At 33.6% G+C, this 25,506-nt stretch carries 22 protein-coding genes and 2 other annotated features; of the genes, 19 read left to right on the forward strand and 3 right to left on the reverse strand.

Annotated elements, in window-relative coordinates; genetic code table 11:
* Positions 1 to 68: 68 nt before the first annotated feature.
* The 3 genes from BM319_RS14325 to BM319_RS14335 are packed head-to-tail and all read right to left on the reverse strand — an operon-like array spanning position 69 to position 3,741.
* Positions 69 to 1,154 (reverse strand): Ger(x)C family spore germination protein, encoded by a 1,086-nt coding sequence (locus BM319_RS14325; protein ID WP_286143775.1) that lies wholly within the window; start codon positions 1,152 to 1,154, stop codon positions 69 to 71.
* 11 nt (positions 1,155 to 1,165) lie between these two features.
* Complete coding sequence (locus tag BM319_RS14330) at positions 1,166 to 2,257, reverse strand: GerAB/ArcD/ProY family transporter (protein ID WP_091023340.1); 1,092 nt, start codon at positions 2,255 to 2,257, stop codon at positions 1,166 to 1,168.
* Positions 2,254 to 3,741: a spore germination protein gene (locus BM319_RS14335; RefSeq protein WP_091023342.1), complete on the reverse strand. Its 1,488-nt coding sequence runs from the start codon at positions 3,739 to 3,741 to the stop codon at positions 2,254 to 2,256. Before BM319_RS14335 ends, BM319_RS14330 begins: the two co-directional genes overlap by 4 nt.
* 237 nt (positions 3,742 to 3,978) lie before the next feature.
* Positions 3,979 to 4,229 (forward strand) — a binding site (T-box leader).
* 43 nt (positions 4,230 to 4,272) lie between these two features.
* Positions 4,273 to 4,536, forward strand: a binding site (T-box leader).
* Positions 4,537 to 4,647: 111 nt separating this feature from the next.
* Between BM319_RS14335 and trpE the strand changes: the two genes are divergently transcribed.
* The 19 genes from trpE (at position 4,648) to feoB (ending at position 25,500) form a co-directional block, all read left to right on the forward strand.
* Complete coding sequence (gene trpE / locus BM319_RS14340; protein WP_098948720.1) at positions 4,648 to 6,018, forward strand: anthranilate synthase component I; 1,371 nt, start codon at positions 4,648 to 4,650, stop codon at positions 6,016 to 6,018.
* Positions 6,002 to 6,613 (forward strand): anthranilate synthase component II, encoded by a 612-nt coding sequence (locus tag BM319_RS14345; protein WP_069034973.1) that lies wholly within the window; start codon positions 6,002 to 6,004, stop codon positions 6,611 to 6,613. The genes trpE and BM319_RS14345 overlap by 17 nt, the downstream gene beginning before the upstream one ends.
* On the forward strand, positions 6,585 to 7,613 hold the full coding sequence (trpD, locus tag BM319_RS14350; protein WP_091023345.1) for an anthranilate phosphoribosyltransferase: 1,029 nt from the start codon (positions 6,585 to 6,587) through the stop codon (positions 7,611 to 7,613). Before BM319_RS14345 ends, trpD begins: the two co-directional genes overlap by 29 nt.
* Complete coding sequence (trpC, locus tag BM319_RS14355) at positions 7,614 to 8,402, forward strand: indole-3-glycerol phosphate synthase TrpC (RefSeq protein ID WP_091023347.1); 789 nt, start codon at positions 7,614 to 7,616, stop codon at positions 8,400 to 8,402. It abuts the gene before it with no gap.
* Positions 8,399 to 9,004, forward strand: a complete 606-nt coding sequence (locus BM319_RS14360) for a phosphoribosylanthranilate isomerase (RefSeq protein ID WP_091023349.1) — start codon at positions 8,399 to 8,401, stop codon at positions 9,002 to 9,004. Before trpC ends, BM319_RS14360 begins: the two co-directional genes overlap by 4 nt.
* Positions 9,005 to 10,204: a tryptophan synthase subunit beta gene (trpB, locus tag BM319_RS14365; protein WP_091023351.1), complete on the forward strand. Its 1,200-nt coding sequence runs from the start codon at positions 9,005 to 9,007 to the stop codon at positions 10,202 to 10,204.
* 1 nt (position 10,205) lies between these two features.
* Positions 10,206 to 10,994 carry a tryptophan synthase subunit alpha gene (trpA, locus tag BM319_RS14370; protein WP_091023354.1) on the forward strand — a complete coding sequence of 263 codons (789 nt, stop codon included), beginning with the start codon at positions 10,206 to 10,208 and terminating at the stop codon, positions 10,992 to 10,994.
* Between the two features lie 747 nt (positions 10,995 to 11,741).
* On the forward strand, positions 11,742 to 12,167 hold the full coding sequence (locus BM319_RS14375) for a DMT family transporter (RefSeq protein ID WP_069034966.1): 426 nt from the start codon (positions 11,742 to 11,744) through the stop codon (positions 12,165 to 12,167).
* A 28-nt stretch (positions 12,168 to 12,195) separates the two neighbouring features.
* Positions 12,196 to 12,894, forward strand: a complete 699-nt coding sequence (locus tag BM319_RS14380; RefSeq protein WP_091023356.1) for a Crp/Fnr family transcriptional regulator — start codon at positions 12,196 to 12,198, stop codon at positions 12,892 to 12,894.
* Positions 12,895 to 12,936: 42 nt separating this feature from the next.
* Entirely contained in the window at positions 12,937 to 13,419 is a 483-nt protein-coding gene (locus BM319_RS14385; RefSeq protein WP_069034964.1) for a DMT family transporter, read from the forward strand.
* A gap of 28 nt (positions 13,420 to 13,447) precedes the next feature.
* Positions 13,448 to 14,167 carry a YjjG family noncanonical pyrimidine nucleotidase gene (locus BM319_RS14390; RefSeq protein WP_091023358.1) on the forward strand — a complete coding sequence of 240 codons (720 nt, stop codon included), beginning with the start codon at positions 13,448 to 13,450 and terminating at the stop codon, positions 14,165 to 14,167.
* A 244-nt stretch (positions 14,168 to 14,411) separates the two neighbouring features.
* Positions 14,412 to 16,409, forward strand: a complete 1,998-nt coding sequence (locus tag BM319_RS14395; RefSeq protein WP_175495620.1) for an IucA/IucC family protein — start codon at positions 14,412 to 14,414, stop codon at positions 16,407 to 16,409.
* Positions 16,406 to 18,499, forward strand: coding sequence for an IucA/IucC family protein (locus BM319_RS14400; RefSeq protein ID WP_091023364.1), 2,094 nt, complete (start codon positions 16,406 to 16,408; stop codon positions 18,497 to 18,499). The genes BM319_RS14395 and BM319_RS14400 overlap by 4 nt, the downstream gene beginning before the upstream one ends.
* Positions 18,500 to 18,516: 17 nt before the next feature.
* Positions 18,517 to 19,746: an MFS transporter gene (locus tag BM319_RS14405; protein WP_091023367.1), complete on the forward strand. Its 1,230-nt coding sequence runs from the start codon at positions 18,517 to 18,519 to the stop codon at positions 19,744 to 19,746.
* A gap of 27 nt (positions 19,747 to 19,773) precedes the next feature.
* A complete protein-coding gene (locus BM319_RS14410) occupies positions 19,774 to 21,018 on the forward strand; it encodes a type III PLP-dependent enzyme (protein ID WP_091023369.1) in 1,245 nt (414 codons plus the stop codon).
* Positions 21,019 to 21,191: 173 nt separating this feature from the next.
* Positions 21,192 to 22,688 (forward strand): FTR1 family iron permease, encoded by a 1,497-nt coding sequence (locus BM319_RS14415; RefSeq protein ID WP_091023371.1) that lies wholly within the window; start codon positions 21,192 to 21,194, stop codon positions 22,686 to 22,688.
* Positions 22,678 to 23,052, forward strand: a complete 375-nt coding sequence (locus BM319_RS14420; RefSeq protein ID WP_025568318.1) for a hypothetical protein — start codon at positions 22,678 to 22,680, stop codon at positions 23,050 to 23,052. The genes BM319_RS14415 and BM319_RS14420 overlap by 11 nt, the downstream gene beginning before the upstream one ends.
* A 223-nt stretch (positions 23,053 to 23,275) precedes the next feature.
* A complete protein-coding gene (locus tag BM319_RS14425) occupies positions 23,276 to 23,506 on the forward strand; it encodes a FeoA family protein (protein ID WP_069034958.1) in 231 nt (76 codons plus the stop codon).
* The gene (feoB, locus tag BM319_RS14430; protein ID WP_091023373.1) at positions 23,500 to 25,500 is read left to right on the forward strand and encodes a ferrous iron transport protein B; all 2,001 of its coding nucleotides are present in this window, start codon (positions 23,500 to 23,502) and stop codon (positions 25,498 to 25,500) included. Before BM319_RS14425 ends, feoB begins: the two co-directional genes overlap by 7 nt.
* Positions 25,501 to 25,506 lie beyond the last annotated feature (6 nt).

The following is a 25,506-nucleotide window of genomic DNA, read 5'->3' on the forward strand; positions in this document are numbered from 1 at the left end:
AAAAAACAGATTGATTCTAATCCTTACATTATGTTGCTCAAGAGTATGAAATTTTATAAATATGATTCTTAAAAAACAGGTCCAGTTCGATCAATTTTTGCCTTTACGGAAGTTTTGAACTTAACATTCTTATATTCTTTGTCCCAATTTATTTTTTTCCATATATCTGGATAAGAGCTAGATAAGATTCCTCCAATTCCTAAAGCATCACAATTAGCTTCCAATAGTGATTTAGTGATTTCATCAGACTGTTTAGTAAGAATTTTTGAAACATCTTTATTTAATTTGTCTTTGTTAAGCTTTTCTCCTACTTTACCTGTGTAACTAGTAATTGTTAAATCAAGAGTTAAATTAATTCTACAAGTTATTTTTTTAGTTTTTTTATCTACTTTTAAATCTAAATCTCTTTTCATTGTTTTTACTCTATATGAAATTGAACGATGGTCTCCTAACTGTACAGCCATTTCAGCATATTTATTTAGTCGATCCATTAGTAACAATAAAAGACTTCCTTTTTCATTAGGTAAGCTAATTCCTGAAAATTTATCCCCATTAAATAGGTCTATTCCACCGATTGTAATTTTATCATTTTCGTCTTTTGTTACAAAAGGTAAAACGATATCTCGACCTGTATCTGTAATTTGTGTCCATGCTGTAAAAGCAGTTTCTTTAGGAATCTTTGTAGTATCTTCAGCAGCTTCTAGCCCTTTTAAAATAACAAATGCTATAGGGCTAGTTCCAGGATTAAGTGTAATAATGTCTGAAGCCTTATTTTCTGCTATTACAACTCTAGTAGAAACATAGGCTTGTCTAGGGCGATAAAAAAGCTCTAAATAAGGGTAAATTCCTTTTCTAGCAAGTTCTCTTCCGATTAAGATAATATGTGCTTTACTTACATCAATTAAGCCAGGTAGTTTATTGTTAATGTCAACTTCCATCCCGGATACACTAGGGCGGTTTACTTTAACAAGTTCGTCCTTAACTTCAAACTGTCCTCCACCTTTATTTTCAATATTTAAAGCTCTAACTGTAGCTAAAACATTATCGTTTTGATCTAAATCGAAGCTAATGCCATTGACCATTTTTTTATTTACTAATAGATTTTGATCCCAACAGCTAGCTAAAAAAAAGGTAAACAAACATAAGGTTATCAAAATTGATTTTCTTATAATTGTTCACTCCTTTCAGTTTTTGAAATGATGAAGGATAAACATAACAGAATGATGGGAAGTCCAAAAACAACTACATAGCTTAAGTAAGTTACATACTTATCAAAGATAGCTAGTTGATCCTCATCCAATGGTATGTTTGTTATGAAAAAAATTAAGATTCCACTAAGACATACATTTTTTTTAAATGATCTTTCATTACTGATAGTTTTAGCTGATAAAAATAAATAAAGGATTACCGAGGTTGTCATTGGTACAATCCAGACCGATAAAAAGATCAAATCTAAGCGGTCAATCATTTCAAACGAAAGGGCTTTAAATAAATATAAAACAGGCTCTCTAATTTGCAGAAGTTGTGTCGGACTAAAGCTTATTAGACAAATAAAGGTAAAATATGTATAGAATAATGTCACAGAGAAATTGGCAAGACTTACAGTTTTTAATATTCCTTTTTCAGTATCAAGCACAAAAGGGAAAATTAGTAAAAGACTTTCAAATCCTAATATCGAGAGTAATGATTTATGACTTCCTAAAATTATATTTTTTACACCTGATTGGCCAATCGGTTGAATATAGTGAAAATCATTTGGTAAATAAAAGGTAAAGAACGATAGTAAAAAAAGAAGGATGATTAAAACCGATGCTAATACAAAAAATCTTGATATGATTCTTAGGTCACTAATTGTTAAATAAATGCTTGATAAAATAATAATTAGCGATAGTAACCACATAGGAGTTAACGGTAATAACCAAAGAGTTATGCTTCTGATAAAAAGAGCACAAGCCAGACTTCCAATCATAATAAAATAGATATATATAAATAAGTTACAGAGCTTTCCTACATATTTACCTAAAATTTTTTTTGTAATATCTGTATATGTTGCATCTGGATATTTTCTTAGTAAAAGCCAGTAAATGAATAATGTAATTTGGACTGCTACTCCTGCAATTAAGGTAGAAATCCACCCATCACCTTTGGCTGTACTTTGAACTGCATTTGGTAATGAGAGAAGTCCAATACCGATTTGACTTTGGATAATAAAAAAGTAGAGCTGTAATTTAGAAATCGAATTACTATTCGTTATCATTTTTTCTTCCACACCCTAGATATTCTTTGCTGTACAATCTTTTGGGGAACTGCATCAGTTGGTCGAGTATTTTGTTTCCATGAAGGGAGTCTAAAGAAAGTATCCTTTATATCTTCCTTTCGAAAAGGCGCCATAGGAGAAAAATAAGGCATGCCAAAAGATTTTAATTTGCACATATGCATAAAAATTAACATTAAAGTTAGTGTAATTCCAAAGAAACCTAGTATTGAAGCCATGATCATCGTCGGAAAGCCCAATAGCCTCATACTAGTACCCATCTCACTAACTGGAGCTACAAACGAAGCAATTGCTGTAAAACCAATTACGACGATCATCGTGTTTGATACTAAATGCGCTTCTACAACAGCTGTACCAATTACTAGCCCACCAACTATACCAATTGTTTGAGCAATGGGAGAAGGCAGTCTAATAGCAGCTTCCTTGAGCAACTCTAATATGATTTGCATCGCAAAAGCTTCGACGAGAGGGAGAAATGGTACAAACTCTAAAGAAACCCTAATTGAATAAAGAAGGCCTATGGGTAGTATTTCAGAGTGGAAGGATACGATTGCAATGTATATGGCAGGTAAGCTAATTGCAACTATAAAACTAAATACCCTAATAATTCGAAAAAATGAACCAATCAACCATCTATGATTATAATCATCTGGAGCTTGATAAAAAGCGAAAAAGGTAATTGGAACAATAGAAACAGTTGGATTCCCATCTACAAGTAAATTTATTTTTCCGTCTAAAAGATAGGATGCAGCTCGGTCTGGTCTTTCTGTATTTAATACTTGTGGAAAAGGTGAAAACGTATTATCCTCAATCAATTCTTCGAGTTGTCCTGTTGAACGAAGACTGTCTAGTTTAAGACCTGAAATTCTTTCTTCAATGACCTCGACAAGTTTTCGATTTACAATTGAATCGATATAAACCATAGCAACCTTAGTATTCGTAATCGTACCAATCGTAAAATACTTAATCTTTAACTCAGGTGTACGAATTCTTTTTCTTAGTAATTGTATATTTGTATTTATACTTTCAACAAAACCATCGTGAGGACCATTAATATTTTGTTCATTAGCAGGTTCAGAAATTGTACGTTCCTTATCATCTGCTGCTGCTGCTAATATTCCATTTAAACAATTTTCTTCTAAAATTAGACAAAATCCGTCTAATAAACTATCCCCTAATTCTGAGATATTTGTTGAGTTTTTAATCTCATATGATTTGACGATATTCCCTGTTTCATCCTTTGTTTCTCTTAAAATAGGTTCAATAATAAATGATTGAAGTGCCTCAATTTTTATCATCGATTCAAGAAACAAAATAGCAAAAATCTGAGCATTTTTATGAATAATCTTAACGACTAAATCTTCTGTTTGACATAAGTAATCTTGAATCATTTCAATATTATTTTTTAGATTTTTTGTTAAAACTTCATCTTTATTTGAACTCATCGTTGTTGTATTTGTTCTCATATTGATACCTCTTTGATGGAAGGTCTAATTGGGTTTATTCTTTCCAAAATTAGGTTGTGTATGCAATGAAGACTCATATGATAAATCATTTACGATTCCGTTTTTTAGATTAACAAAAACGTAAAATATCAGTTTTATAAAAAGTAGAAAAATCGAATCTTGTAGAAATAAACTTGTTGACTTTTTATTTTTTGCATAATAATATAAGGACAATTAATTTAAATAAACATCTATAATTACTTTGCGTTGACGAAGAGTAGTAACGATTACGGAAACTAAAGAGAGCTGATGGTTGGTGCGAATCAGTGTGAAAGTAATCGCGAATGGACTTCTGAGCATTCAAACCGAACCTTAAATAAGTAGTAGGCTTTGGCGAGTAGTCTTCTCGTTACAAAAGACGGGTATTCAATGGAAAGTTGATTGGATACCGACAAAGCGAGCTGTTAATCAGCTAATGAAGGTGGCACCACGGGTCTCTCGTCCTTTTTTAAGACGGGGGGCCCTTTTTGTATTTCTTTAAAATTAAATAAAATTAAATCGCTGAGTAAGAAGAGTAAATATTGGTGAATGTCACAGAGAGTTAGACAATGGTGGGAGTCTAATACAGGAACCTTTATCGAATGGGCTTACGAGAGGCATCTTGAACAATATAGTAGGGATGCACGGATTTCCACCGTTAAAAGGATAGGGTATCGGAATTAGATTAGTAACTTATTCCCGTATCCGAAAAGTGGGATTCAGATAAATCTGATCCAATCTGAGGTGGTACCGCGGTAGCAACTAATCGTCCTCTATATGCACAATCTTTGTGCGTATAGGGGACTTTTTTTATATTCAACATTAAATTTTTGGAGGTCGAACAAATTGTCAGTACAAAACAAAGCAGAAATAGTCATTGAAACGATAATGGGGGATTTGTTTACACCGATTTTATTATTTAAGAAATTGACCGCTAGCAAAAAGTTTTTATTTGAAAGTTCATTTAAACATAAAGATTCTGGACGTTACTCATTTGTTGGCTCAAAACCAGCTTTTGAATTGGTTGGGACAAATCAAAGTGGCCAAATCATCTATAAAAATGGCCAGAAAGAAGAGTTTGTTGGAAATCCTCTTTTAAAACTGAAAGAGTTAATACCAAAGCAGGATTGCTTAAAGATATTGGATATCCCTTTCATTGGAGGGGGAATTGGGTATGTAGGATATGATATGATTCGCCAGTTTGAAGAGATCGGTGATGAACTGGAAGATGTTATCGGAATGCCAGATCTCCATTTAATGTTTTTTGAAGTCATTATTGTATTTGATCATTTGGAACAGAAAATTCATTTGGTTGGAACAAGGCTTACGGATGAAACAACATTAGAAGATTTGAAGAGCGAAATTCAAAAGTATAAGCAACTAATTTTATCTAACTCAAATCAAGAGGAGGAAGTAAAACCAGTTGTATTTTCTACGTTCGAATCTGAAGTTAGTAAATCGGACTATATGTCCAAAGTAGAAAAGGCAAAGTCATTTATTCAAAAAGGAGATATTTTTCAAGTCGTTCTATCACATCGAATGGGAGCAAAATTTGAAGGGAATCCATTTGATTATTATCGAAAATTACGAATCCAAAATCCGTCACCATATATGTATTATATCGATTTTGGTGATAGCGTTGTTGCTGGTACTTCCCCTGAAAGTTTAATAAAAGTTAAAGATAATCAGGTCATAACGAATCCAATTGCCGGTACGAAACGAAGAGGGAAAACGGATGAACAAGACTTAATGATCGAAAGGGATTTATTACAGGATGAAAAGGAACTTGCCGAACATAAAATGCTTGTTGATTTAGGTAGAAATGATCTAGGCAAAGTTTGCGAGTTTGGAACAATCAAATTAGAAAAATATATGAACGTTGAAAGATACAAATATGTCATGCATATCGTTTCCGAAGTTAGCGGGCAATTAAAAAAACCACATACCTCACTTGATGCTCTTATTGCTTGCTTACCAGCTGGAACTGTATCGGGTGCACCTAAGATTAGAGCAATGGAAATCATTAATGATTTAGAGAGTTCAAAGAGAGGGGTATATTCCGGTGCAGTCGGTTATGTATCCGTAAATGGAAACCTTGATTTTGCATTAGCTATTCGAACGATGATTTTAAAAAATCAAATGGCCTATATTCAAGCAGGAGCAGGTATTGTTTATGACAGCAAACCTGAAAACGAATATGAAGAGACCATTAATAAACTAAAGGCTTTTTTGGAGGAAAATCATGATTTTAATAATTGATCACTATGATTCTTTTACTTACAATCTTTATCAATTTTTAGGAGAGCTTGGCGAAGAAATGAAAATCGCTAGATATGACAAAATTTCGATTGATGAAATAAAAGAAATGAATCCAAAAGCAATTATTCTTTCTCCAGGACCAGGTAAGCCCGAAGAGAAGCAGGAAACGAATGAACTCATACAAACTTTTCATAAGACTGTGCCAATACTAGGCATTTGCTTAGGGCACCAAGCAATCGGTTATGCATTCGGCGCAAAAATCATTAAAGCTGGACAAATCAAACATGGAAAAACATCGAAAATTAGGCATGATGGCAGTAATTTATTTGCCTACATGTCCCAACCGTTAGAAGTTATGCGATACCATTCACTGGTAATTGAAAAGGAAACTATACCGCCATTATTTGAAACTTTAGCATTTGCTATGGACGATCAAGAAATCATGGCCATTAAACATCGAAAATATCCAATCTACGGCATGCAATTTCATCCGGAATCTATTGGAACAGAATACGGAAAACAACTTTTACTAAATTTTTTAAATGAAATAAAGGAGGAATTAAAAGATGAAAGAGTACCTTCAACGCTTAGCTAATCGAGAGTCGTTTACAGTAGAAGAAATGCAAGTAGCTGTCGGTAGGATTCTACAGGATGATCAAATATCAGATAGTGAAATCGCAGCATTTCTAGTTGCTTTAAAAACAAAAGGTGAAACAGTAAACGAAATCGCAGGACTAGTAAACGCAATTCGAAATCATACGGTAGGATTTACTAGGAAGTTTCATAATGTCATTGATAACTGTGGGACAGGTGGAGATAACTCATCGAGCTTTAATGTGAGTACAACATCAGCGTTTGTTATTGCGGGAAGTGGAATTCCAATTGCAAAACATGGAAACCGTAGCATGTCCAGTAAAACAGGTAGTGCCGATGTATTAGAACAATTAGGTGTGGAGCTATCGATTCCAACACAAGCTTCCGAGGAGCTTTTAGATGAAATAGGAATTGCCTTTTTATTTGCTCCATATGTTCATCCAAGGTTGAAAAAAGTTATGAAGGTTAGACGTGAGTTGCAAATCCCGACCATTTTTAATTTAATAGGACCTTTAACAAATCCTGTTGAGTTAGAGACCCAACTATTAGGAATTTACAGAAGAGATTATTTAGAGGTATTTGCAGAAGTACTAAATAAATTAGGACGTAAACGAGCGATTGTATTAAACGGTGCAGGGCATTTAGATGAAGCATCGTTAGCCGGCGAAAATCATATCATCCTACTTGAAAATAAGGAACTGAAAAAGATGACACTTCATCCAGAAGAAGTCGGATTAACTTATTATCCAAATACAGAAATAAAAGGTGGAGATGCAAAGAGGAATGCAGATATTCTTCTTCGAGTATTAAAAGGAGAAAAAGGAGCTTTTAGAGATACAGTTTTATTAAATGCTGGTTTAGCAATCTATACCTCAGGGATTGTCAATCAAATTACAGATGGTATTAGGAAGGCTGAAGAGAGTATTGATTCTGGTGCAGCTTATGAGAAATTACAAAAACTAATCGAAAAAACTAGCAAACTAAAAAGAGAGGTTATTTAAATGGAAACCATTTTAGATCGAATTATTTCTCAAAAACAAATCGAAATTAAAAGTTTAAGAGCGATTAGTCGGAAAATAAAGAATCAATCAACGAATTTATCATTAATTGAACAATTAAAAGTTGCAGACCATTTATCGATCATTGCAGAGTTTAAACGAGCGTCACCATCAAAAGGGGACATTAATACAAATCTCAATCCTGCAGAACAAGCAAAGAAATACGAAGAAAATGGAGCAGCTGCAATATCTGTTTTAACAGATACAACTTTCTTCAAAGGTTCCTTTAAAGATCTGAAAATCGTGCGTGATTCCGTTAATATTCCGATATTATGCAAGGATTTTATTATCGATCCAGTTCAAATAGATATCGCAAAAGAGCATGGAGCAAACATTATTTTACTAATCGCTGCTGCGTTACCATTTACAGCATTAAATCATTTATATCAGTATGCTAAGCAGCAAAATCTTGAAGTATTGATGGAAGTACATGACGAGGAAGATTTAGAAAAAGCACTAAAAATTAGGCCTGGTCTATATGGCATTAATAACCGAAACTTAAAAACATTTGAAGTGGATCTGGGTGTGACAGAAAGACTAGCACCACTTATTCAAGCAGATGGAGGGTTCATTATTAGTGAAAGTGGAATTTTCAATCAGTATGATGCAAAACGTGTAAGAGATGTTGGGGCAAATGGAATTTTAGTCGGAGAGGCATTAATGAGGAGCAATGAATTATCATCAAACATGAGAGAGCTGATGGTTCCTATTCTAAAGGAGGCTAAGCAGTGAAAGTGAAAATTTGTGGCATCACCGATTTAAAAACAGCTAAAAGTGCAATAAATGCAGGAGCTGATGCAATTGGTTTTGTTTTTGCAGAAAGTAAACGTCAAATTGAAATTTCCGAGGCAAAAAAAATCATCGAATCATTGCCAGATTCGGTAATGAAGATTGGCGTTTTTGTAAATGAAACAAAGGAGACATTAGAATCCATTTACCAGGAAGTTGGTTTAACACATCTTCAGCTACATGGGGATGAAACGCCAGAATTTTGTCGTTCATTATCTTTTCCAGTAATCAAAGCATTACGAGTTCAATCGGAAAAGGACGTTGAAAAAATAGCAGAATATGATTGTGATTATATTTTAGTTGATAGCCCGAGTGGAAAATATCGTGGAGGAAACGGAACAACATTTAACTGGAATCTTGTTAGATCAAAGAAAGTAGATAATTTGATTTTAGCCGGTGGATTGACGATTGAGAATGTAATACCTGCATGTAGTGTCGTAAAACCAATAATGGTTGATGTAAGTAGTGGGGTTGAAACAAACGGAAAAAAAGATAAAGAAAAAATAAAAAGTTTTATAAAAAAAGTTAAATTAGGAGGAATTTAAATGTCTACGTATACACTTCCAGATGTAAAAGGTCATTTCGGTATGTATGGAGGGAAATATATACCCGAAACGCTTGTTCAAGCCATAACTGAATTAGAAGAAGCTTATTCAAAAATTAAAGATGATGCAGCATTTAATGAGGAAATTGAAAGATTGTCAAAGGATTATGTAGGTCGCCAAACACCTCTTTACTTTGCAGAAAACTTAACTAAGCATGCTAACGGAGCTAGCATTTATTTAAAACGTGAGGACTTAAATCATACTGGTGCTCACAAAATTAACAATGCGATTGGTCAGGCATTACTTGCAATTCGAATGGGTAAACGAAAAATCGTTGCTGAAACAGGAGCGGGACAACACGGTGTAGCAACTGCAACTGTTTGTGCTTTATTAAATTTAGAATGTGTTATTTTCATGGGCGCGGAGGATGTTCGAAGACAAGAACTGAATGTTTTCCGAATGGAATTACTAGGTGCAAAAGTGATTAGTGTTGAATCCGGAAGTGCGACACTAAAGGATGCAGTTAATGAAGCCCTTCGTTACTGGGTTGCAAATGTAGATGACACTCATTATTTATTAGGATCAGTAATGGGGCCACACCCATTTCCTATGATGGTACGAGATTTCCAAAGTGTAATTGGAAAAGAAACAAGACAACAATTTTTAGCAAAGGAACGTAAGCTTCCTGATGCAGTAGTAGCTTGTATTGGCGGAGGAAGTAATGCAATTGGTATGTTCCATCCATTTATAACGGATGAAAGTGTAAAGTTATTTGGAGTAGAAGCGGCTGGGCATGGAATCCATACAGATAAGCAAGCAGCATCGTTAACAAAAGGTGTACCAGGCGTATTACACGGTGCATTAATGTATTTACTACAAGATGAAGATGGTCAAATACAAGAAGCCCATTCAATTTCTGCGGGGCTTGACTACCCAGGGGTAGGTCCTGAACATTGTTATTTAAAAGATATTGAACGAGTAAAATACGAATCGATCACAGATGAAGAAGCACTTGAAGCATTCCAATTACTAGCAAGATTAGAAGGAATCATTCCAGCATTAGAAAGTGCACATGCTGTTGCCTATGCAATAAAGCTAGCAGCAACAATGAAGAAAGATGAAAGTTTAGTCATTTGTTTATCAGGTAGAGGCGATAAAGATGTTCATACCGTTCGTGAGCGATTGAAGGAGGGTAAATAATATGTTAAATCGAATTGAATTCCAATTTTCAGAACGACTTAAAAAAGGTGAAAAGCTATTTATTCCTTATATAATGGCAGGTGATGGAGGTCTTGAAGTATTAGGGGGAAGACTTGCGTTACTAGAAAAATTTGGCGCATCAGCAATCGAAATAGGTATTCCATTTTCAGACCCAGTAGCAGACGGACCGGTAATTCAACAAGCGGGAATTCGAGCATTACAAGATGGTACAACTTTAAAAGCTGTACTTGAAAAAATTAAAGAAGTTCGTAAATTAATTTCTGTACCTTTAATCGTCATGACATATATGAATCCTATTTTAGCATATGGAATTGATCGGTTCGTATCTGACCTTCAGCAAGCAGGAGTGGACGGCTGTATTATTCCCGACCTACCAATCGAAGAAGAAGAAATTATCATTCATCAACTTGAAGAATTTGGAGTAGAACTAATTCGTTTAGTCACAATGGCTACACCAAAAGATCGAATCATTAAAATTGCTGAAAAAGGAAGAGGGTTCTTATACACAGTTACAGTAAAAGGGATTACTGGTGTTCGAAATGAGCTAGACGCCAGCCTATCATCTTTTTTAAAAAGTGTTAAAGAAATTAGTAATAAACCTGTAATAGCTGGATTCGGTGTATCTAACCCAGAACAAGTAAAGGAATTAAGCCAAGATTGTGATGGAGTTATTGTTGGAAGTAAAATTGTTGATTTATTTAATCAAAATAAGATTAATGAAATTAAACTTTTAATGGAATCAAGTATAGTAAGCGAAGAAGTAATTTAATAAAAGTGAATCAGGCTAGATCAGTGGCCTGATTTTTTATTTTTTGGGGTATTCTTTCGAGCCTAACCATGCTTAACTCTGAAAAATAGCTGATTCTAGGTAATAATTGGTCTGTGTTAACCTTTTTAGATGAAAAAGTTTGAATAGGATTGATATTATCATCTGATTTTAGTGGAATTACACGTGAAATACGGTAAGCGGTATGGGTATAATAAACGTTTAATTGCGGTTTTCTTAATTTTATTTGCAGATGTGCTATTTTTATTTGCGATTCCAGAAATATAATTGCAGATTTGATCATTTTAATTGCGATTATCGAAAAATATTTGCAGTTCCTCAAATAATTGCAGACTAAGGGGATTTAATTGCGAATCAATATACTTTATTTGCAGTTTTTTCACTATATCAGATTTTAATTTCTTCTTATAGTATCCGACTTCATCTATTTAGTAACAAAATATCCACAAAACTAGAAGATTTCCCAAAAAATGCATCATCAATTTATCCACTAATAGTTACAATTCTCCACATTTTTATATGAGGTTTTCCACATAATAGCAGAATATCCACAGAAATCTCACACTCCCAAAACTATATCTACAAACTATCCACAGAAATTTATATAATCTAAAAAGTTTTTCACAATTGCAAAGATCGTTCAATTTTCCTTTAGGACATATGTCCTTCCCAAACAACCTTCCAATATCGTTTAATAATGAAGAAATCAATATGTCAGGAGTGAAAAATATGAAAGGAATTTTATTAGCAATTATCGGCGGAGCATTCATTACACTACAGGGAGTTGCCAATTCTCAAATAAGTAGTGATATAGGTACTTGGCAAGCAGCTACAATTACACAGTTTACAGGTTTTATTGTAGCTTTATTCGTACTACTATTAATAAAAGATAAAAAATTAGCTGAAGTTAAGAAAGTGAATCCAATTTATTTATTAAGTGGGGCACTTGGAGCATTTGTTATATTTTGTAATGTGACCTCAATTCATATTATTGGTGTGACATTTTCAATTTCTGTACTTTTAATCGCACAGCTAAGTTTAACATTTATCATTGATAGTAGAGGCTGGTTCGGAGTCAAAAAGCTTACTATTAGTCCGTCACAATTTATTGGAATCGGTATGATGATAATCGGTGTGATTGTGTTAGGGTCTTAAAAGTAAATTTACAGGAGGTGAAGTTAACTTGAAAATCACTAGTGATATTGAACAAATTAATCGTTTTTTAGCTGAACATAATATTGAAGCAGTCTTTAATGAGGATTTAAAAGCTCATTTAACTCTTAAACGATTCATGCAAGGAGAACTTATTTGTTCTCAAGGAGACTCACCAAAAACTTTGTTTATTTTAGTAAAAGGGAAAATCAAAGTTTATACTTCTTCAGCGGAGGGTAAAACGTTAATTCTATCATTTAAAACGCCTCTTGAAATAATTGGAGATATTGAATATGTAAGAGGCTCTAACTATATAAATACGGTTCAAGCCATATCTGCGGTTGAGATGATTGCTGTAGATTATCGTTGGTTAAAAAAAATTGGTAAAGACTATGCACCGTTTCTTCAATTTTTATTAGAAATCATAACGGAAAAGTTTCTTATTAAGTCGAATTCAATGAGCTTTAATTTAATGTATCCAGTAGAAGTTCGACTAGCAAGTTACTTATTATCGGTTTCATACCATGAAGCGAATTCTTTACAAAACGATAATATAAATCCGATCAATCTTAAAGACGCAGCAAATCTAATCGGAACGAGTTATCGACATGTTAATCGAGTTATTCAACAGTTCTGTAAAGATGACCTAGTAGAGCGAAAAAATGGGAGTATCCTTATTAAAGATCGAGCCGGTTTGAGTATTCTTGCAAGGAATAATATATACGAATGATAATTTTAGGACTCATACAGAATTTTTTTGGAGGTGTAATTTATGCTTTATGGATTAATATTATCTTTAATAGCAGGATCACTAATTGGTTTACAAAACATATTCAATAGTAAAGTTAATGAACGGGCAGGAATATGGGTGACAACTACATTTGTATTAGGAATGGGCTTTTTAGCCTCTTTCGGAATGGGGCTTTTATTTGAAGGTAAGGAATTATTTGTTTTGCATAATATGAAAAATTGGTATTGGATTAGCGGAATAGTCGGTGTAGGTGTTGTTTTCTGCTTAACGAATAGTACTAAAATTCTTGGACCAACTTATGCGATATCAATTGTTCTCACATCTCAATTATTGTTTGCAATGTTATTTGATTCTATGGGATGGCTAGGTCTTGAGAAAGTTCCGTTTTCTTCTAAGCATCTAATTGGTGTTTTGCTTATTATAAGTGGTATATTAATTTTTAAATTAAGCGGAATAAGTATGAAACGTATTAAGCTAGTTAAAAATCAATCTAGTAAAATATGAATTAAATAAATAGAGATGGGGAAATGTTATGAAAACATACAAAACATTATTATTAGATGTAGACGATACATTATTAGATTTTGGTGCAGCAGAAAAAGTAGCATTACAGTCTCTATTTAAAGATCAAAAATTACCATTAACGGATGAAGTTAAGTCAAGGTACAAAGAAATAAACCATGGACTTTGGAAGTCATTTGAAGAATGTAAAATAAGTCGAGATGATGTGGTGAACACACGTTTTTCAACCTTATTTAAAGAGTTTGGTATTGAAGTTGACGGTTTTCTGCTGGAACAGTCTTACCAAAGTTATTTAGGAGAGGGAAATCAATTAGTTGAAGGTGCGTATGAATTACTTACAAGTCTTCAGCATGAATTCGAGTTATATATTGTCACGAACGGAGTTTCAAAGACACAATATAAACGTTTGAATGCGGCGGGTATTTATCCTTTCTTTAAAGACATTTTCGTTTCTGAGGATACTGGTTATCAAAAACCAATGAAAGAATACTTTCAATATGTATTTGATCGAATTCCAAATATTGAATTAGAAAAGACATTGATTATTGGAGACTCATTTAGCGCGGATATAATTGGTGGGGCAGGGTCAGGAATCGATACTTGCTGGGTCAATCCAAAAATGCATTCAAATGACTCAGATGTAGTTCCAACTTATGAAATCCAAAAACTAGATGAACTTTATAAGATATTAAATATTGAAGAGAAGGTATTAGTTACATCTTCTAACTAATACCTCTTAAAAACAAAGTTTTCACTCAATTGTATAGTTGATTTTTGAACGTTTTCTACACACTAAAAGCGAAAAGTTATATACTTTTTGCTTTTTTATTTTTTATAAATTAGAAAATATTGGAATAAAAAATATTGACACTGATAATCATTATCACTTAATATGATAATGTGTTTTGTGTTGATAATAATTATCATTATCATTTTCTTGAATTTAAATGAAAATCATTAGAGGATGTGTAGAAATGATTAATATTCAGAACAAAGATGAACTAACAAATTATGATCATTTAGATCAGGAAGAGTTAAAAACTTTGAACTATCTTAAAAGTGAAAAACCTGAATTATTGGTAGGTTATCTTTCTAATGTGAAAGCCGGAAGAAGAGGAATTTTTCAACGTCTTTTACAAGCGTTTATAAGAGAAAAGTTGATACCAGAAGAAAGAATTAATTGGATAAATGGTGAAGTGTCAAAAATTAACGTAAATCTACCTAGTGGAAGACTTCTGCAAGTTTCTGTTGGCAAATTACACTCACTTGGAAGATTCGATCTAACTGGTGATGTAAGTGTAATTAACAATTCATTATCTAACGAACTAATGCATCCTGTTGAACTGATTGAGTTATTAAAGAATGAAGGTATGTTGGAGAAAGCAACTACAGAGCAGTATGAACGATTTAAGCACGAAATTCAAAATGGTGTAGCTAATCTAACGTTGGCTCTAACGGGTGCTACAATCAATCATCAAGAATTAGCGGAAAAGGCAAAACAATTTTCGATAGATTCTTCAATAGAATGGGCTCTACATCAAAAGAAACAGGACAAAAAATTTAGTCCACTTGCATTTTTTGAACAATGTGTAGTTGAAGGGCATCCTTTACATCCTGGAGCAAAAACAAAGTTTGGCCTTAGTGTCGAAGAGGTAATTCAATACTCACCGGAATGGGGTGGCAAACCAGAAGTAGTCGTTTTTGCAGTATCAAAAGACTTTTGTCGAACGACATCCATTGATGAAACTACTATTACAAATTGGTTATTTAAAGAGTATGAAAATTTACAACCTGTTGTTGAAGCGGTTTTACATAATAAAGGCTTACAGCTTAGTGATTTTGAATTGATACCGGTACATCCATGGCAATTTGAAAATACATTAAATGCATTTTATGAAAAAGAGATTATGCAAGGAAAAATAATTCCAATCAGTGATTTTGTTATTCCAACTCAATCATTAGTGTCATTTCGATCTTTAGCTCCGATTCAAAATTTAGGAGAGAAAAAACATCATATAAAAACGGCAGTTAACGTGCAAACAACAAGTGCTATTCGTACTGTATCACCTAATTCTGTCGTAAATGGTCCGATACTTTCAAAAATATTTAAAGCAATCCAAGAAAAGGAATATGGATTTGATGGGAGATTTATTGTGCTAGAAGAACGAGCGGGAATTCATTTTAAGCCCGAAAGTATAAATATTTCTGAGGAAGAGCAATGGAAACTTCAAGCAAATTTAGCATCTATTTTAAGAGAAAATCCCGAAAACTATGTTCTATTTGAGGATGAAATTCCAATGGCTGCAGCATCATTAATTTCAAAATCTCCAATAAGTAAAAAGCCAATTGTGATCGAGTTAATTGAAAAATTAGCTATTGTAAATCATTTAGATGATCTGAACGAGGCTGCTAAACTATTTATTCGTAAATATGCAAGAACGTCGTTACCTGGCTTTTTAACAATGATGGTACGTTATGGAATTAGCTTGGAAGGTCATATGCAAAATAGTGTTACGGTCTTTAGAGAAGGTGAGCTAGTACGCATTTTAGTGAGAGATTTTGGTGGAATTCGAATACTTCCGTCAAGAATGTGGAAACAAGGATTTGAAGCAGAATTTTATCCTGGTTCATCAATTGTTACTGATGAGGAAAGCCAGTTACATAATATCATATCGTATTCAGTTATGCAGAATCATTTTGCTGAGTTAATAACTTGTATAGTTCGTACATTAGAATTCGATGAAGTAGAGCTATGGGAAGAAATTGTTAACGTTAGTAGAGAGATATTCAAGGAATTAAAAAAGGACCCCTCGATTAATGTACAAGCAGCTTCGGATGAAAAAGCATTTTTTCAACCATTGATTAACCTAAAGGCTTTAGCAACGATGCGACTACAAGGAGATAGTACTGCTTATTCATTTATGAAAGTTCCAAATCCAATGAAGTACTGGAAAGGAGAAGTCGGAGAATGAGTACAAGTCTAACCAAAGTATTATTAGAAAAAGGTTTTTTATATGAATCATTTGAAAAACTACGTAACGGAGAACTTTTGGCAGATGAAGCAGAGAATCTTACTTTTTTAGTAGGTCATACGCCAAATCTAATTCCAAATTATATGGTAAACCTGGAAAAAGGAAGACGTGGTATTTTAAACCGACTCGTCGGTTCAATGTTAAGAGAAAACATACTTAATTTTTCTACAAACTCACATGATTTATATGTTATTGATTCGATCTATGCATTAAATGTACCAGCTATCACAAGCTTTTGGAGAATGGTTATTCAACAGGTACAATCTTATAACCTACAATCAGGCAAAGCTTATAAACTATATTCTCTTAATGAGCATGAATGTTTGGTTATTCCGGTAAGTCGTACTTATGCGTTTAATCGAATTGAGGTCGACGGTGAAATATTATTTGTTACTGAGAAGGAAGTAAGACCAATAAATCACTCGGTTGAACTGTTGGAAATTGTTCGTCACAAAAAAGAGTTCCAATACGAAGGTGAAAAGTTTGCTTGGGAGCAGCTTGCTAAGGAACTAATTAATGGGAGTGCAAATCTTGCATTATCCTATGCGTATTGGGATCAAAAGAAAAAAGAGCTTCAAAAGAGAGCTTCAGAATTTAAGATTACGAATGTTTTAGACTGGGTACTGTTACAGAAAAAATTAGATTCAGCATTTGACAGTAGCTTATTTTTTGAACAGCTTTCGGTTGAAGGGCATAATCTTCATCCAGGTACAAAGACGAAAGTCGATATGAAAGCTGAAGATGTTTTTCAATATGCACCTGAGTTTGGTGGAGTGGCTACAATTCAATTTGTCGGCATTTTAAAAGATCGTGTTGAATGGTGTGTGAAAGATGAATTTGAAGAGGATGCAAATAAACTACTATTTAAGGTTTACCCTGAATTAAGAAAAGTAGTTGAGCAACAATTTCAGCTACAAGGCCATCGTATAGAAGAATATGTCATCGTTCCAGTGCATCCATGGCAACTAGAAAACGCTATTCCTGTAGTTTATAAGCAAGAATTGAATGAACAGACTATTGTTCCAATCCGATCATTTCACGTTCCTTGTGGATCAACATCTTCTTTCCGAACTGTTGTACCACTTGGGAGCCAGGAGTGCATGAACTATGCAATTAAAGTTGCGGTTAATAGTCAAATGACCTCAACTGTTCGTACAATTTCTGCAAATACAACAAATAATTCTACAATTTTTACTAGATTAATAAAGTCCATTATGGAAAATGAACAAGTGTTAAGAAAACAGTTTGTACCAGTTTATGAGGTTGCTGGTTACAATTTCAAAAAAGAAAATGATAAGCAAAAAAATAGTAATTTATCTGCAGTATTACGCGAAAATATTGAGTCATTTACTTACAATGATGAAGTTGCAATTGTCGGAAGTTCACTATTTTCAGAATCACCAATTTCAGAAAAGACCATCGTCTCGGAATTAATTGACCAATATGCTAAAGCTACAAATGAATCCTCAATTAGACAGGCTGCTTATCAATTTGTTTCAGAATATGCAAATATTGCGTTACCTGGATTTTTGACACTATTAGTTAAATATGGCATCGGTTTAGAGGGACATTTGCAAAATAGTGTGATGGTATTTAAGAACGGTCAACCTGTCCGAGTGCTATTCCGTGATTGGGGTGGTCTACGAATTTATAAAGAAAGGCTTAAGAAAAACAATTTACATGTAGAGCTTTATCCCGGTTCGATAACGGCGACAGATGATTTGAAAGAAGTGCACAATAAATTGTTTTATACAGTATTTCAAAACCATTTAGGAGAGTTAATTTTACAAGTTTGTAAGGAGTTCGGTCTTAATGAGAGTTACCTTTGGCAAGAAATTCATCAAATCTGTAATCGAGTTTTTGACAAATTAAAGGCAGACCCGACGTTGACAGAAAATGTGGCATTTGACCGCGAAGCTCTTTATCAAATGAAGGTTGAGCACAAGGCACTTACAAAAATGCGACTAGATCCTACAAAGAAAGGATATTCTTACGCAATAGTACCAAATCCTCTTCATGAATTTAAGTAAAAGGGAACGAATTTAAAATGGCACAAATTGAAGTACAGAATAAAAAGAATTCGCGTTTTGCTTTTCAATCAAAATCCTTCAATACTTTTATGGCGGGAAGCTTAATTTCAAGAGTTGGAGATTGGATGGATTTAGTTGCATTAAATTGGGCTGTCTTGCAATTTACAAATTCTCCAATTCATTTAGGCATTATGAACGCTTGTAGATTAGTTCCAACATTTTTATTAAGTGTTCCAGCGGGAATCATGGCTGATAGGTTAGATCGTCGTAAATTGTTAATATGGCTTCAAGTAGGAATGATGCTGTTAACATTTGTGATAGGATTTCTTGTTGCAAAAGGTCCAGCATTTTGGCTGTTTGCACTAATTGTGACGATACGGTCGATGCTTGCAGCTATGGATCCACCAATTCGAAATGCGCTAATACCAAACCTTGTACCAGAAAGTTCAATGGCGAGCGCTCTTGCGGTTAATACAATGATTATTAATCTATCGCGAATTATTGGGCCTGCAATTGCTGGTATCTTGTTAGGAATTACAAATATAGCAAATTTATTTTATATAAATGCATGGGGTACATTTGCTGTCTTAATCTCTTTAGCTATTATTCGGGCAGACTACCAATCGATTAAATATAAAGATAAAGATAAAGATGCAAAAATAACAATAAAAGAAGCTGTCGATTTCGTAAAGAAGAAGCCATCAGTTCAGTCCTTGCTTATATTAGCAATTGTTCCAATGGTATTTGGTTTCCCATATACGACAATGACGCCACTGTTTGCTAAAGAGTTATTGCATCTCGGTCCTGAAGGATTTGGTGTTTTATTATCGATTTCTTCCATTGGTGCAATAATTGGGACAAGCTGGTTATCCGTTGGAAAAGAGATTATTGAAACGGGTAAATGGCTAATTTATTCAATTATTGGATTCGGTCTATCACTGCTATTATTTATTGGCACAAATAATTATCTAGTTGCAGGTTTGGCAATGTTCCTAGTTGGTTTAACGAGTCAAACATATAGAACGTTAAGTCGAATTACTCTACAAAAGCAAGTTCCAGATCATCTCCGGGGAAGAATTATGAGTATAGCTTTAATGGATCGAGGATTTATTCCACTAGGTGCACTATTAATTGGAGCAATGGCATCAAGTTTGGGAATTCTTTGGGCGGGAAGTGTAATGGGGCTTGGCTGCATCTTAACCACTTTAATGATTGTGTTGAAAAGAAGAGAAATCTTAAAAGTATAACTTTATTATTCTTAGGAGTGTATGAAAATGATCGCAAAAATTGTGCAAACACAAAGTCAGGAGCAAGATCGTCCATTTTGTGCATATCTATATGACCTAACAAAATTACGAAATCATGTAAATTCATTAATGACAACTCTTCCTTCAAGCTGTCGATTATTTTATGCAATAAAAGCAAATTCAGATGAAATGATTCTTAAAGCATTGGCACCAATTGTGAATGGTTTTGAAGTAGCCTCGTTAGGAGAAATTGAAAAGGTAAGAAATATTGATCGTACTATACCAATTCTATTTGGCGGCCCTGGTAAAACACATCATGAAATTGAAATGGCATTAGAGTATGGAGTAACCTTGCTTCATGTTGAAAGCTTACATGAAATAAAACTCGTTAATTATATAGCAATGCAAAAAAAAGTCTCCGTTTCAATATTATTACGAGTTAATTTACGTCACTCTGTACCGTCAGCTAAATTAAAAATGGCTGGAGTGCCAACACAATTTGGTATTGATGAGACAGAAATAGATATGGCAATTTCCTTAATAGAAGGATTACCCAACTTAGAATTACAAGGTTTCCATTTCCATGCCATGTCGAATAATACTGATTCAAAATCGCATGCTTCTTTTGTAGATCATTGCTATGAATTGACAAAAAAGTGGAGTAGCAAGTGGGAGTTAGACATTAAATACGTAAATGTTGGTGGAGGAATTGGTATTAATTACTTACAGTTAGATAAGCAATTTGATTGGGAAGATTTTACGGAACAATTGGAAAAAGTACTTGAAAAACATAATGACAAAAGTTGGAATACTTTATTTGAGTGCGGTCGGTATATTACTTCTTCCTGTGGCTATTACGCAGCGGAAGTTCTAGACATTAAACAAAATCACGGTGAGTATTTTTGTATTCTACGAGGTGGAAGTCATCATTTAAGACTTCCTGCAGCTTGGAAGCAAAGCCATCCATTTACCGTCATCCCAGTAGAAAAGTGGCCATATTCTTTTGAAAGACCTGAAGTTATCGATGAAAAGATTACAGTAGCAGGAGAACTTTGTACACCAAATGACGTATTAGCTAGAGAAGTCATCATTTCTAAATTACGGGTAGGAGACATTTTGTTATTTAGCTATGCGGGAGCGTATGGCTGGGCGATCTCACATCATAATTTTCTAAGTCATCCACATCCAGAACGAATTTATTTAGACCGTGATTCTTTAATTAAACAGTATGGCTTTGTAAATGAAGGAATGTCTTTTGAGGCGAAAACTTAAAAAATTGATTATCGACTGAACTGGGGAACTTTTCCTCAGTTTTTTTTATTTAGTCGAATGTTGATATACACATTAGAAATAATTAATAAAAATATAATTGACTATTACTTGAAATACCCTTATTATCAAGAGGTGATAATGATTATCATTTATATTTAAGGGGAAATTCAACGATGAAGCAGGCTCTTATTAAAATAACTTTAACAGCTTTACTATTATTAGTTTTACCGTTTAAAACCTTTGCTGCAAGCCCTGAAGAGGATTTAACACATGCAAATTCTTTTGTAGAAAGTGCAATTCAATCTGCACAAAAAGGAGATTTTAAATCTGCTGAGCAGGAATATAAAAAATTCAACGACGAGTGGCTTGATAAAGAGGATGGAATAAAAAATAAATCGATTGAAGCATATGGCAAAATCGAGGAAGCTATGGGAATGGTTCAGTATAACCTAGCACAAAAAACAGTGAATCAAAATGCACTAGTAACTGCACTTAAAGAATTAGAAGAGGTAAATGAAAAGTTTATTTCTCATCAGTTTGCTAGTTCAAAATTAAATTCAAAAAGTACAGGTAGTGTAGAAGATTTAATTGAAATATTAAACAAAGCATTAGCAGATTTAAAAGATAATAATGTATCAGAAGCAACTTCGGAGATTGATCAATTTAGAAAATCTTGGATCAATATTGAAGGTGTTGTATTAACACAATCTCAAACAGTTTACACGGATGCTGAAAGAGATATGGTTACGTCCTATGCAATGCTTACTGCTAAAACACCAGATGTAAAAGCGGCTACAAAAACAATTACTGATATGCGTGATTATTTATTACCGTTAGCATCTAAAACTAGTTATACAATGATTGATGCTATTACAATCTTACTTAGAGAAGGTTTAGAAGCATTACTAGTAGTAGTTGCATTACTAGGATTTATTAAAAAGTCTGGACAAGAAAAGAAAAGTAAGTGGATCTGGTTTGGCGTTGGTGCTGGATTAGGCGTCAGCATCATACTAGGTGTCATTGTAAATATTTTATTTTCAGCAGGTACTTTTGGAAGTAACAACTTCTTAATCGCTGGCTGGACTGGAGTATTTGCTGCTGTCATGCTTTTATATATGAGTTATTGGTTACATAGCAAATCTAATACAAAGCAATGGCAACAGTATATTAAAACTAAGAGTGATCGAGCATTAAATACTGGTAGCTTATTATCGTTATCAATTCTTGCGTTTTTAGCAGTTTTTCGTGAAGGAACTGAAACTGTATTATTCTTTATTGGAATGGCATCATCAATTAAACTGTCTTCATTATTAATAGGAATTGGTTTAGGCTTCGCAATTTTAGCAATACTAAGCTTCTTAATCTTAAAGGTTGGACTGAAAATTCCAATGAGACCGTTTTTCCTTGTCTCAAGTATATTAATGTTCTATTTATGCTTTAAATTTGCCGGCATGGGTATTCATGGTTTACAACTTTCTGGATTACTTCCAGCGACCCAAGCTCCTATTCCAACAATTGATTTCTTTGCGATCTATTCAACTTGGGAGAGCTTTATACCTCAAATGATCTTGTTATTAATAGCTTGTATTGCCGTAATATATAATAGATTCTCAAATAAAAACAATAAAAAAAGTAGTAAAAACTCAGGGGGAACTAAAAATGTTATCTAATAAAAAACTAGTCGCAGCAATGGCATTAGGACTATCTTTAACTTTATCTGCATGTGGAACGAAAACAGACGATGCAATTAAAACTGGTTCTGATGATATGATCAAAACGATTTCAGAATTAAAAACACAAATTTCAAATAATGATGAAGCAAAGGCAAAAGATAGCGGAGAAGCCCTTGAAAAATCATGGGAAAAATTCGAAGACTCAGTAAAAGATAAAGACAAATCACTTTATGAAAAAGTAGAAACGCCACTTCATATTATTGAAGCAGGAGTAAAGGTATCTCCATTGAATGCAGATACACTTAACCAAGCTGGTGACGAATTAGAAAGCGTATTAAAAGAAGTTAAAGACTTAAAATAATAAATAATTAATTAATCATTGTTTTCAAAAAAGCCTACATAGAATTTTCTTTGTGGGTTTTTTCTTGTTTTTTTTGCTCTGTTTTGGAAATTTTTTCTTAGGTAAACCTTTTCATAAAAGCAGGTAGACAATTAACTAGTATTGACTTAAGATAAAGATATTGATAAAGATTATCATTATTGATTGTTTATATATAATAAGTTTTGATCCGGGGGAATCACTTATGTTACTTTCAGAATTAAAAAAAGGCGAAAAAGCAAAAATAACAGATTTGTCATCACTAGCTGATGCAGTGAAGAGACGTCTTTTAGATTTAGGGATAAGTGAAGGGTCTATGGTCTGCCTACAATGTACAATGCCATTTAAGGGACCTTGTATGATAGAAAATTGTGGACAATCACTTGGTATTCGATTTCTAGATGCATCGGGGATAAAGGTAGAAAAAATATGTTAAATATAGCGCTTATTGGAAATCCAAATACAGGAAAAACTTCTCTATTTAATAATTTAACAGGTACATACCAATACGTAGGAAATTGGAGTGGGGTTACCGTTGAAAAAAAGGTAGGGACTATTAAAAATAAACTTGGAAATCTAATTGATTTACCAGGTATCTATTCTCTAAGCCCTCTTTCAAAAGATGAGGCCGTTGTTTCACATTTTTTTGTAAATGAGACATTTGATGGAATGATTAATATTGTTGACGCTGCTCAATTAGAGAGAAATTTAATGCTCACACTTCAACTTCTAGAGTTTAATAAATCAATGATTATTGGTCTAAATATGGTTGATGTTGCTAAAAGGAGAGGAATTTCAGTTGATCCTTCTAGTATCTCAAAGATATTACAAGTACCAGTTATTCCAATTGATGCTAGATCGGGTAAGGGAACAAACGAGGTAAATGAATTATTAGAGACAATTCCTCAATCTGAAGTTGAGTTTGAAATTGATTATGGATTAATTATTGAAGAAGGTATTAAAAATATTATGACTCTATTACCTTCAACTTTATCTATTCCTAAAAGATGGACTGCAATACAAATCTTAGAGGGCAATAAAGAGGTAATAGAATTTATAGCTTCATCCTACGATTTTAGTAAAATTGACCAAGTAACTAAAACAACAGAGGAACAATTAAACAGTGAACAAGGTGTCTCACCTTCAAAATGGATTTATTCTGTAAGAAAAGAAGTCATTTCAAATTTAATTGGAAGATCCGTGGAGAAAGAATCTAATGAAGCAGTTACGTTAACTGATCGAATTGATCGATTTGTGACACACCCAATTTTGGGTATTCCTATTTTCCTAGTGACAATGTTTTTAATGTTTAAGCTTACTTTTGATTGGTTGGGCTTACCCTTATCTGACGCATTAGATGGGTTTTTATCTGGACCTATAACAGACTGGCTAACAAACGGCTTAAATGCAATACATGCATCTGGTTTTATAAAAGCAGTTGTTCTTGATGGTATTGTTGCCGGTGTTGGTGGAGTTTTAGTCTTTGTTCCACAAATTTTTATTTTGTTTTTACTAATATCATTCCTTGAAGATTTTGGATATATGTCGCGAGCGGCTTTAGTAATGGATCGTTCGATGGAAATGGTTGGTATAACCGGAAAGGCATTTATTCCAATGATTATTGGATTTGGATGTAATGTACCTGGAGTTATGGCAGCTAGAACGATTGAACAGCCTAGAGAGAGACTACTCACGATTTTGTTAACACCATTAATGTCTTGTTCGGCGCGTTTGCCGGTATATGCACTATTCGTTGGCGCTTTTTTTGCGAAAAATCAAGCAATAGTTGTTTTTTCACTGTATATACTCGGAATAGTAGTTGCATTAATACTAGCTAAGGTTTTTTCATCTACTATATTAAAAGGTGAGTTTTCATTATTTGTTGTAGAACTCCCACCATACCGTATGCCACAAGGTAAAGCTTTGTTTAGAAGCACATGGGATAAAGGTAAAGGATTTATTCGAAAAGCAGGTACGTTTATTTTTGGTGGTTCTGTAGTAATCTGGTTATTATCTTATATGGGACCAAGTGGTTTAGGTGTTTCAATGGATGATAGCTTTTTAGCAATGATTGGCGGAATACTTACACCAATACTTGCACCGTTAGGGTTCGGGACATGGCAAGCAGGTGCTTCTTTACTAACAGGATTTTTGGCTAAAGAGGTTGTTGTATCTGCCATGAATATTATCTATCACGTGCCAAATGCAAATTCTTTACAAGGAATATTGTCGACACAGTTTTCTGCACTTTCTGCATTTAGCTTTATGGTATTTGTCTTATTGTATGTACCATGTCTTGCAACTGTTGCGACAATTCGTAAAGAAACAGGTTCAGCTAAATGGACGTATTTCTCAGTTGGATATGCACTAGTTATTGCGTATATCTTAGCGCTAATTATCTATCAGGTTGGAAGTCTATTAGGCTACTAAAGAAAG

It is taken from the genome of Bacillus sp. UNCCL81 (genome assembly GCF_900112535.1).
Taxonomy (GTDB): Bacteria; Bacillota; Bacilli; order Bacillales; family Bacillaceae_G; genus Gottfriedia; species Gottfriedia luciferensis_B.